This window comes from Pseudomonas sp. Sample_16 (assembly GCF_004307665.1).
In the GTDB taxonomy this organism is placed as follows: domain Bacteria; phylum Pseudomonadota; class Gammaproteobacteria; order Pseudomonadales; family Pseudomonadaceae; genus Aquipseudomonas.
On sequence record NZ_RCOB01000187.1, the window covers coordinates 1 to 9,727 of the forward strand.

The 9,727-nt window shown below is 60.8% G+C and carries 10 protein-coding genes; 3 read left to right on the top strand and 7 right to left on the bottom strand.

Annotation, left to right across the window (positions count from 1 at the left end):
- Positions 1 to 264 (top strand): MerR family DNA-binding protein (locus tag D8U69_RS24765; RefSeq protein ID WP_153189010.1); only part of this gene is annotated, 264 nt, incomplete at its 5' end.
- Positions 265 to 407: 143 nt separating this feature from the next.
- Here the strand turns inward: D8U69_RS24765 and D8U69_RS24775 are convergent.
- From D8U69_RS24775 to D8U69_RS24785, 3 genes are all read right to left on the bottom strand, one after another.
- Entirely contained in the window at positions 408 to 1,379 is a 972-nt protein-coding gene (locus D8U69_RS24775; RefSeq protein WP_056854023.1) for a thymidylate synthase, read from the bottom strand.
- Between the two features lie 48 nt (positions 1,380 to 1,427).
- On the bottom strand, positions 1,428 to 2,234 hold the full coding sequence (lgt, locus tag D8U69_RS24780; protein ID WP_056854024.1) for a prolipoprotein diacylglyceryl transferase: 807 nt from the start codon (positions 2,232 to 2,234) through the stop codon (positions 1,428 to 1,430).
- Positions 2,235 to 2,310: 76 nt separating this feature from the next.
- Positions 2,311 to 3,093, bottom strand: coding sequence for a sulfite exporter TauE/SafE family protein (locus D8U69_RS24785; protein ID WP_130908370.1), 783 nt, complete (start codon positions 3,091 to 3,093; stop codon positions 2,311 to 2,313).
- Positions 3,094 to 3,225: 132 nt separating this feature from the next.
- On the opposite strand from D8U69_RS24785, the gene D8U69_RS24790 reads away from it, so the two are divergent.
- A complete protein-coding gene (locus tag D8U69_RS24790; protein ID WP_130908371.1) occupies positions 3,226 to 3,972 on the top strand; it encodes an NRDE family protein in 747 nt (248 codons plus the stop codon).
- Positions 3,973 to 4,132: 160 nt separating this feature from the next.
- On the opposite strand, the gene ptsP is transcribed toward D8U69_RS24790, so the two are convergent.
- Together ptsP and D8U69_RS24800 are read right to left on the bottom strand one after the other, a co-directional pair.
- Positions 4,133 to 6,412 carry a phosphoenolpyruvate--protein phosphotransferase gene (ptsP, locus tag D8U69_RS24795; protein WP_056854027.1) on the bottom strand — a complete coding sequence of 760 codons (2,280 nt, stop codon included), beginning with the start codon at positions 6,410 to 6,412 and terminating at the stop codon, positions 4,133 to 4,135.
- Positions 6,413 to 6,434: 22 nt separating this feature from the next.
- On the bottom strand, positions 6,435 to 6,914 hold the full coding sequence (locus tag D8U69_RS24800; protein ID WP_028623697.1) for an RNA pyrophosphohydrolase: 480 nt from the start codon (positions 6,912 to 6,914) through the stop codon (positions 6,435 to 6,437).
- A gap of 143 nt (positions 6,915 to 7,057) precedes the next feature.
- Between D8U69_RS24800 and D8U69_RS24805 the strand changes: the two genes are divergently transcribed.
- On the top strand, positions 7,058 to 7,714 hold the full coding sequence (locus tag D8U69_RS24805) for an HAD family hydrolase (protein ID WP_056854028.1): 657 nt from the start codon (positions 7,058 to 7,060) through the stop codon (positions 7,712 to 7,714).
- Between the two features lie 120 nt (positions 7,715 to 7,834).
- Here the strand turns inward: D8U69_RS24805 and D8U69_RS24810 are convergent, their stop codons facing one another.
- Positions 7,835 to 8,260: a DUF2269 family protein gene (locus tag D8U69_RS24810; protein WP_130908372.1), complete on the bottom strand. Its 426-nt coding sequence runs from the start codon at positions 8,258 to 8,260 to the stop codon at positions 7,835 to 7,837.
- A 39-nt stretch (positions 8,261 to 8,299) separates the two neighbouring features.
- On the bottom strand, positions 8,300 to 9,727 hold a 1,428-nt coding region (gene ilvA, locus D8U69_RS24815), incomplete at its 5' end, for a threonine ammonia-lyase, biosynthetic (protein WP_130908373.1).

The following is a 9,727-nucleotide window of genomic DNA, read 5'->3' on the forward strand; positions in this document are numbered from 1 at the left end:
ATCCGCAGCCTGCTGGCCTTTCGTGACAGTCCGCAGGACCAGTGCGAAAGCGTCAACGCGCTGATCGACGAGCATATCCACCACGTGAAGGCACGGATCGACGGTTTGCTGGCGTTGCAGGCGCAACTGCTCGACCTGCGTCAACGTTGTGGCGAAGGGCCGGAGGTCGATCAATGCGGGATCTTGCAGCGATTGGAAGTCAGTGGCGGGGTCGTGGCGACGGAAGTGGAACACTCCCACGTGGGCCGCAGTCACGGCCATTGAGGACGCCTTCGCGCTGATCGTTCCCACGCTCTGCGTGGGAATGCCGCCATGGACGCTCCGCGTCCACTGTGACGCAGAGCGTCACGGGATGCGTTCCCACGCAGAGCGTGGGAACAATCAACGACGATCAAGCCGTGCCTGAATCAGACCGCCATCGGCGCGGTCATTGGCGCGTGGTGCTCGTAGCCTTCCAGCGAAAAATCGCTCGGTTCCACCAGCTCCAGCCACTCCGGCTGATACACACCGGTCTTGGCAAATTCCGGCACACGATCACTGATCACCAGTTTCGGCATCGGGAACGGCTCGCGCTTGAGCTGTTCGTTGAGCATGTCCAGGTGATTTTCGTAGACGTGGGCATCACCGATGAAATAGGTGAACCAACGCGGCGTATAGCCGGTCAGGCGGCCGATCAGGCTCAGCAGCGCGGCACCTTCGGTGAGGTTGAACGGTGTGCCCAGGCCCAGGTCGTTGGAGCGGATGTAGAGGGTCAGAGAAATCTCTTTGGTCTCGACATTCGGGTGGAACTGGTAAAGCAGGTGGCACGGCGGCAACGCCATTTCATCCAGCTGGGCGCAATTCCAGCCGTGGAACAGAATCCGGCGGCTGCCCGGGTCCTTGATGATGGTGTCGATGCACTGACGAACCTGATCGATGGCTTTGTACAGCACCACGTAGGCCTGGCCATTCTCTTCACCTTCGGCGATCTGGCGGTAACCCTGGCTCAGGGTCTGCTCGATCGCGGCAGGATTGCTGAGCGGGATCTGCTTGTACGCCGGCCATTTACGCCATTGCACGCCATAAATTTCACCAAGATCGTCTTCACCCTGGCGGAACGGGTTGGCCAGCCACTGGGCGTTTTCGTTGGCATTCTGATCCCAGACCTTGCAGCCCAGGGCACGGAATTCAGCGGCGTTGTTCACCCCGCGCAGAAAACCGCACATCTCGCCAATGGCGGACTTGAATGCCATCTTGCGCGTGGTGATCGCCGGGAAGCCTTCCTGCAAGTCATAACGCAGCATGGCACCCGGAAAACTGATGGTGTTCACGCCGGTACGGTTGGCCTGTTTGGTGCCGTTCTTGATGACGTGGGCGACCAGTTCGAGATATTGCTTCATGAATTACCTGTGTCCTTGAAGCCGGGGCCGAAGCCCCGGCATTCGAATTTATACCGCTGCTGCTGGTGTCGCCGGGGCGCGGTGATACGCCAGCCAGATCAGGAACAGCCCGCCGAGGATCATCGGCACGCACAGCACCTGCCCCATGGTCAGCCAGTTCCAGGCCAGATAGCCCAGTTGCGCGTCCGGCACGCGGACGAATTCGACGATGAAACGGAAGATCCCGTAGAACAGCGCGAACATGCCCGATACCGCCATGGTCGGCCGCGGCTTGCGCGAGAACAGCCACAGGATCAGGAACAGTGCCACGCCTTCGAGTGCGAACTGGTACAGCTGCGACGGGTGGCGCGCCAGTTGCGCCGGGTCGGTCGGGAAGACCATGGCCCACGGAACGTCGGTCGCCTTGCCCCACAACTCGGCGTTGATGAAGTTGCCGATGCGCCCGGCACCCAGGCCAATCGGCACCATCGGCGCAACGAAGTCCATCAACTGGAAGAACGACTTGTTGTTCTTTTTACCGAACCACAACGCCGCCAGCATCACGCCGATGAAACCACCGTGGAACGACATGCCGCCCTTCCACACTTCGAAGATCAGCGTCGGGTTGGCCAGATAGGCGCCCAGATCGTAGAACAGCACATAACCCAGGCGCCCGCCGACAATCACCCCCATCGACATCCAGAACACCATGTCGGAGAGTTTTTCCTTGGTCCAGGTCGGGTCGAAGCGGTTCAACCGGCGCGACGCCAGCCACCAGGCGCCACCGATGCCGATCAGGTACATCAGACCGTACCAATGAATTTTCAGCGGACCAATGGCCAAGGCCACCGGGTCGATCTGCGGGTAAGGCAGCATTGCGACTCCTCATGAGTTCAAATCAATTCCCGGGCGACGCTGCCACCTCAGGATTAAGCCAGGATTGTGCCGGACGTCAGAGCAGGAAACTCAAACCAACGCAGAACAGCAAAGCGGCAAACAGTCTTTTCACCAACTTCGGCGACAGCCTGTGGGCCAGTCGCGCGCCGAGACGGGCGAAGACCATGCTGGTCAGGGCAATGCCCAGCAGCGCCGGTAAATAAATAAAACCCAGACTATGAGCCGGTAACAGCGGATCGTGCCAGCCCAGAATCATGAAACTTAATGCACTTGCCAAAGCGATTGGCAGGCCACAGGCCGACGACGTGGCAACGGCTTGCTGCATCGGCACGCTGCGCCAGGTCAAAAACGGCACGGTCAATGAGCCGCCGCCAATGCCGAAAATCGCCGAGGCCCAACCGATCACGCTACCGGCCACGGTCAGACCGAGTTTACCCGGCACCGTTCGGCTGGCCTTGGGTTTGACGTCCAGCGCCAGTTGCGCGGCAATCACCAGGGCAAAAACACCGATGATTTTTTGCAGGTTGGGTCCGGAGATCGCTTCGGCGGTCAGCGCGCCGAAACCGGCGCCGATCAGGATGCCGACGGTCATCCAGACGAAAATTGGCCAGCGCACGGCCCCGCGGCGGTGATGCTCACGCACCGCATTCACCGAGGTGAAGATGATCGTCGCCAGCGAAGTCCCCACGGCGAGGTGGGTCAGAATCGATGCGTCGAATCCCTGCAAGGTGAAACTGAACACCAGCACCGGGACAATGATGATGCCGCCGCCCACGCCGAACAATCCGGCCAACACCCCGGCACAGGCGCCGAGCGCCAGATAGAGCAGAAATTCCATGTCGCTTCCCCACCCAACCCCAAAACCGGAGCGGCATGGTAACGGATGCATGGCATCGGGCTCCACTGGATGGCGATGGATACCCGCACGTCGACTGCGTAGAGTGGGCAAAAAACACACAAGGATCACCTTATGTGCCTGATTGTTTTTGCCTGGCGGCCGGACCATGCCCAGCCGCTGATCGTGGCGGCCAACCGCGACGAATTCTACGCCCGTCCCAGCCTGCCGCTGGCGCAATGGCCTGAAGCGCCCCATGTCTACGCCGGCCGCGACCTGGAGGCTGGCGGCACGTGGCTCGGTGTTGGCGCCAACGGCCGCTTTGCGGCGCTGACCAATATTCGCGATCCGCATCGGCCACCGGGGCGCAAATCCCGGGGTGAGCTGGTGGCGGGATTTCTCAGCGGCGACGTTTCGATTGATGACTATTTGACCGACGTTGTCGCACGTTCGCCGGAATATGGCGGGTTCAACCTGCTGGTCGGCAACAAAAATGAACTGTGGCACTTCAATGCCCGGGCAACGGAAGCCGTGATGCTGCCGCCTGGGGTTTATGGTCTGTCGAATGCCGGGCTGGATACACCGTGGCCGAAATTGCTTCGGGCCAAGGCAGCGCTGAGTCAAGTGCTGGACGAGCCACAACCGGAGGCACTGCTGGCGCTATTGAACGATGCGCAGACCGCGCCGTTTAACGAATTGCCGGATACCGGGGTCGGATTGGCGACCGAGACGTTGTTGTCGAGCGTGTTTATTGCCAGCCAGAGTTATGGAACACGGGCGAGTACGGCGCTGATCGTGCAGGCGGATGGGTCGCGGCATATGGTCGAAAGGAGTTTCGGACCGTTTGGCGGGCATCTGGGGGAGGTAGAGGTCAGGGTTTGAAGCTCGGGCGATTAATTGTGGCGAGGGAGCTTGCTCCCGCTGGAGTGCGAAGCGCTCCCGATCCGGCCAATGCGTTCTTTCAGAAAAATCGCATCGGCCGGATTACGACTGCTTCGCAGCCGAACGGGAGCAAGCTCCCTCGCCACAGGCCATCAGCCTTTTACAGGGCTTTGACCGCCGCCGGATTGATCATCCGCGCCAACCCGAGGTTCTTCAGCGCCAGTTGCAATGAGCTGTGGATAACTTGCGGGTTATCGATGGTCATCAGTTCGGCGAGCAGTTCCTTGGCCTTGCTCAGGTTGATCTGACGCAGCATCCACTTCACCTTCGGCAGGTTGGTGGCGTTCATCGACAGGCTGTCGAAACCCATCGCCATCAACAGCACCGCCGCCGCCGGATCACCGGCCATCTCGCCGCAGATACTCACCGGCTTGCCTTCGGCATGGGCGTCACGCACCACGTTTTGCAGGGCTTGCAGCACGGCCGGGTGCAAGTAGTCGTAGAGATCGGCGACCCGCGGGTTGTTGCGGTCCACGGCCAACAGGTACTGAGTCAGGTCGTTGGAACCGACCGACAGAAAGTCCACCTGCCGCGCCAATTCCCGGGTCTGGTACACCGCCGCCGGAATTTCGATCATCACCCCCACCGGCGGCATCGGCACGTCGGTGCCTTCGTCGCGCACTTCACCCCAGGCCCGGTGGATCAGGTGCAGGGCTTCTTCGAGTTCGTGGGTACCGGAGATCATCGGCAGCAGAATGCGCAGGTTGTTCAAGCCTTCACTGGCCTTGAGCATGGCGCGGGTCTGCACCAGGAAAATTTCCGGGTGATCGAGGGTGACGCGAATTCCGCGCCAGCCGAGGAACGGGTTGTCTTCCTTGATCGGGAAGTACGACAGCGCCTTGTCACCGCCAATGTCCAGGCTGCGCATGGTCACCGGTTGCGGATGGAACGCGGCGAGTTGCTCGCGATAGATCGCCAGTTGTTCCTTTTCGCTGGGGAAGCGCTGGTTGATCATGAACGGCACTTCGGTGCGGTACAAGCCAACGCCTTCGGCACCGCGTTTCTGCGCGCGCGCCACGTCCGCCAACAGGCCGGTGTTGACCCACAACGGCATGCGATGACCATCGACCGTGACACACGGCAAATCACGCAATGCATCGAGGCCCAGGGCCAGCTGTTTCTCTTCCTCCACCACTTCGGCGAACTGCTTGCGCAGCACGTCGCTGGGGTTGGTGTAGACCTCGCCGCGGTGACCGTCGACGATCATGCCGATGCCGTCGACCTTGGAATACGGCAGGTCGACCAGGCCCATCACCGTCGGAATGCCCATGGCCCGGGCAAGAATCGCGACGTGGGAGTTACCCGAACCGAGTACCGATACCAGACCCACCAATTTGTCTTCAGGCACCTCGCCGAGCATTGCCGGCGTCAGTTCCTCGCTGACCAGAATGGTGTTGTCGGGGTAGACCAGGGTTTGCTGGCGCTCTTCCTGCAAATAGGCGAGCAGGCGGCGACCAAGGTCCTTGACGTCCGATGCGCGCTCACGCAGGTAGGCATCGTCCATCAGTTCGAAGCGGTTGACGTGATCGGTGACTACCTGACGCAAGGCGCCCTGGGCCCACTGACCGGTCTTGATCACCGTGGTGACTTCGCTGCCCAGCGCGGCATCGTCGAGCATCATCAGGTAGACGTCGAACAACGCTCGCTCTTCCGGGCGCAACTGCGTGGCCAGCTTGGCCGACAAGGCGCGCATGTCGGCGCGCACGCCTTCGATGGCGGTCTTGAACAGCCCGAGTTCAGCTTCGATATCGGTGATGGTCTTGTCGGGCACCACGTCCAGGTCGGCCGGTGGCAACATGACCACCGCCGTACCGACCGCCGCCCCCGGCGAACCCGGGACGCCGACGAACTTGGCTTCCTGGATGCCCTTGCCCTGACGGCCCAGGCCCCGGATCGAACCGGTCGCCTCGGCGTGAGCGATAACGCCGGCAAGCTGCGCGCTCATGGTCACGAGGAAGGCTTCTTCACCTTCGTCGAACTGGCGACGTTCTTTTTGCTGGATGACCAACACGCCGACGACACGGCGGTGGTGAATGATCGGCGCCCCGAGGAACGAGGCGTAGCGCTCTTCACCGGTCTCGGCGAAGTAGCGGTAGCGCGGGTGATCCGCGGCATTTTCGAGGTTCAGGGGTTCTTCACGCGTGCCGACCAGGCCGACCAGACCTTCATTGGGCGCCATGCTGACTTTGCCGATCGAGCGCTTGTTCAAGCCCTCGGTGGCCATCAGCACGAAACGGTTGGTCTCTGGATCAAGCAGGTAGACCGAGCAGACCTGGCTGCCCATGGCCTCTTTGACGCGCAACACAATAATCCCCAACGCCGCCTTGAGATCCTTGGCGGAGTTAACTTCCTGGACGATCTTGCGCAGCGTATTGAGCATGGCTCGGGGTCGAACTCCGTCGTCAGTCGCGCGATAAAAGGCGCGGGGCAAGCTCTTTGAGAGCGCGTCGGTACACCTCGCGCTTGAATGTCACCACCTGGCCCAACGGATACCAATAGCTGACCCAACGCCAGCCATCGAACTCCGGTTTACCGGTCAAATCCATCCGCACCCGCTGCTCGTTGGAGATCAGGCGCAGGAGAAACCATTTCTGCTTCTGGCCGATGCATAGCGGTTGGCTGTGCGTCCTGACCAGACGTTGCGGCAAACGATAGCGCAACCAGCCCCGGGTGCAGGCGAGTATTTCAACATCTTCGCGCTCCAGCCCCACTTCTTCGTTCAGCTCGCGGTACAAGGCGTCTTCCGGCGTCTCCTGGGGGTTGATCCCGCCTTGAGGAAACTGCCAGGCATCTTGATTGATTCGGCGAGCCCATAGCACCTGGCCGGCATCATTCGTCAGAATGATCCCGACATTAGGACGGAAACCATCGGGGTCGATCACGGCAACAACCTCGCAAACGCATGTCGCCGCATTGTTCCACAAAGGTTGTGAAGGCAGCAACGCGCCGGCCTACCTTATGTGCACTCTTGTGAAAAGTACGTATTCTGGTGACCTTTCTACAGACTTTTCAGCGAGTAACTGCAATGCGGCTGGCTTTATTCGACTTGGACAACACGCTTCTGGGCGGCGACAGCGACCACGCCTGGGGCGATTACCTGTGTGAGCGAGGCTTCCTCGACCCCATCGCCTACAAGGCTCGAAACGACGAGTTCTATCAGGATTACCTGGCCGGCAAGCTGGACAACGATGCGTACCTGAACTTTTGCCTGGAGATTCTCGGCCGCACGGAAATGGACGTGCTTGCCCTTTGGCACAGCGACTACATGCGCGACTGCATCGAGCCGCTGATGCTGCCCAAGGCCATCGAGCTGCTTGCAAAACACCGCGCCGCCGGCGACAAACTGGTGATCATCACCGCCACCAACCGCTTCGTCACAGGGCCAATCGCCGAGCGTCTTGGCGTCGAAACCCTGATCGCCACCGAATGCGAAATGCTTGATGGTCGCTACACCGGGCGCAGCACCGATGTGCCGTGCTTTCGCGAAGGCAAGGTGACGCGGTTGAATCGTTGGCTGGAAGAGACCGGGCATTCGTTGGAGGACAGCTATTTCTACAGCGACTCGATGAATGATTTGGCGCTGCTGGAGCAAGTGGCCAACCCGATCGCTGTCGATCCGGACCCGAATTTGCGCGCTGAAGCCGAGAAGCGTGGCTGGCCGGTGATTACGCTGCGCGACTGATATCGCCATCGCTGGCAAGCCAGCTCCCACAGGTTTTTCGGGTGTTCACACAATTGGTGCTCACTGAAAATCCTTGTGGGAGCTGGCTTGCCAGCGATTGGGTCAACGCAGTTTCATTGATTAAACCGGCTTGGCGCCCATCAATCCGGCAATGGCGATAAAGCAGACAAAGCTGAACACCGCCAACGCAAAAGTAAATTTACCCACGCCACCCGGCGCCTTGCGCAGCTTGTTCAGCCGCACCAGCAGCCAGAACCACGCCAGCGCCGCTAAGGTATACAGCACACTCGACACCAGCAGCCAGGTCTGCCCCAGCGGCCAGCCCACCAGGTGCACCATCCACCAGCCGGTAAACGGCATGCTCAGCAATGCCAGCCCCATCAGCAGCCAGATAAACACTCGCGGCCTTTGCAGAGTGCGGCTGCCCGCCGTCGCATCGCCATTACGTCGAGTACGCCAGACCCAGATCCCCAGGCCCAACGCACTCAGCAGCAGCACGAGCGTTGCCACCGTGTGCGCCATTTTCAGCGCCGTTAATGTTTCCATGGTTCGATGTCCTTATGCAGTGCCCATCAGCGTAGCCGTTCAGCCAAGAAACAGCTGATAGGCCGGGTTGTCGCTTTCATCCCAGTAGGGGTAACCGATTTCTTCCAGCGCCGCCGGCACCAGGTGACGCTCATCGTGAGGCACTTGCAGGCCCGCGACCACACGGCCATCCGCCGCGCCATGGTTGCGGTAATGGAACATCGAGATATTCCAGCGCCCGCCGAGTTTGTTGAGGAAGTTGAACAAGGCACCCGGACGCTCCGGGAATTCGAAGCGCAGGATCACTTCGTCAACCACATGCGCCGCGCGGCCACCGACCATGTGCCGGATGTGCAACTTGGCCAGTTCGTTGTCGGTCAGATCGATGACCGGGAAGCCTTGCTCGCTCAGGCTGGCGATCAGCGCGCTGCGCGGGTCGGTGTCCGGGTGCGTTTGCACGCCGACAAAGATGTGCGCTTCGCTACCGGTGTTGTAGCGGTAGTTGAATTCAGTGATCTGACGCTTGCCGATGGCCTCGCAGAATGCCTTGAAACTGCCCGGCTTCTCGGGAATGGTCACCGCGATGATCGCTTCGCGGCCTTCGCCCAATTCCGCGCGCTCGGCCACATGGCGCAGGCGGTCGAAGTTGACGTTGGCGCCGGAGTCGATGGCCACGAAAGTCTGCCCGGTCACCCCACGCTGCTCGACGTACTTCTTGATCCCGGCCACACCCAAGGCGCCGGCAGGTTCGGTGATCGAGCGGGTATCGTCGTAGATATCCTTGATCGCCGCGCAGATTTCGTCGGTGCTGACGGTGATGACTTCATCCACGTAATCCTTGCAGATCTCGAAGGTGTGCTGGCCAATCTGCGCCACCGCCACGCCGTCGGCGAAGATGCCCACGGTCGGCAGCACCACACGCTCGCCCGCCGCCATCGCCGCTTGCAGACAGTTGGAGTCGTCCGGCTCGACGCCGATGATCCTGATGTCCGGCCGCAGATACTTCACGTACGCCGCGATGCCGGCGATCAGGCCGCCACCGCCGACCGGGACGAAAATCGCATCCAATGGCTGCGGGTGCTGGCGCAAAATCTCCATGGCCACCGTGCCCTGCCCGGCAATGGTGTGGGGATCGTCGTAGGGATGAATGTAGACGTAGCCTTTTTCATCGACCAGTTTCAGCGAGTAGGCCAGGGCTTCAGGGAACGAATCCCCATGCAGCACCACTTTGCCACCGCGCGAGCGAACGCCTTCGACCTTGATCTCGGGCGTAGTCTTGGGCATGACGATGGTCGCTTTCACACCCAACACCTTGGCCGCCAAGGCCAGGCCCTGTGCATGATTGCCCGCCGACGCCGTGACCACGCCGCGAGCACGCTCTTCATCGCTCAGTTGGGTCAGCTTGTTATAAGCGCCGCGAATCTTGAACGAGAACACCGGCTGCAAGTCTTCGCGCTTGAGCCAGATATCGTTGCCCAGCCGCTCGGA

Excerpts from the sequence above, each read along its gene's own strand:
- lgt (WP_056854024.1), bottom strand. The coding sequence starts at position 2,234 with ATGCTGCCTTACCCGCAGATCGACCCGGTGGCCTTGGCCATTGGTCCG.
- D8U69_RS24790 (WP_130908371.1), top strand. The coding sequence starts at position 3,226 with ATGTGCCTGATTGTTTTTGCCTGGCGGCCGGACCATGCCCAGCCGCTG.
- D8U69_RS24810 (WP_130908372.1), bottom strand. The coding sequence starts at position 8,260 with ATGGAAACATTAACGGCGCTGAAAATGGCGCACACGGTGGCAACGCTC.
- D8U69_RS24805 (WP_056854028.1), top strand. The coding sequence starts at position 7,058 with ATGCGGCTGGCTTTATTCGACTTGGACAACACGCTTCTGGGCGGCGAC.
- D8U69_RS24775 (WP_056854023.1), bottom strand. The coding sequence starts at position 1,379 with ATGAAGCAATATCTCGAACTGGTCGCCCACGTCATCAAGAACGGCACC.
- D8U69_RS24785 (WP_130908370.1), bottom strand. The coding sequence starts at position 3,093 with ATGGAATTTCTGCTCTATCTGGCGCTCGGCGCCTGTGCCGGGGTGTTG.
- ptsP (WP_056854027.1), bottom strand. The coding sequence starts at position 6,412 with ATGCTCAATACGCTGCGCAAGATCGTCCAGGAAGTTAACTCCGCCAAG.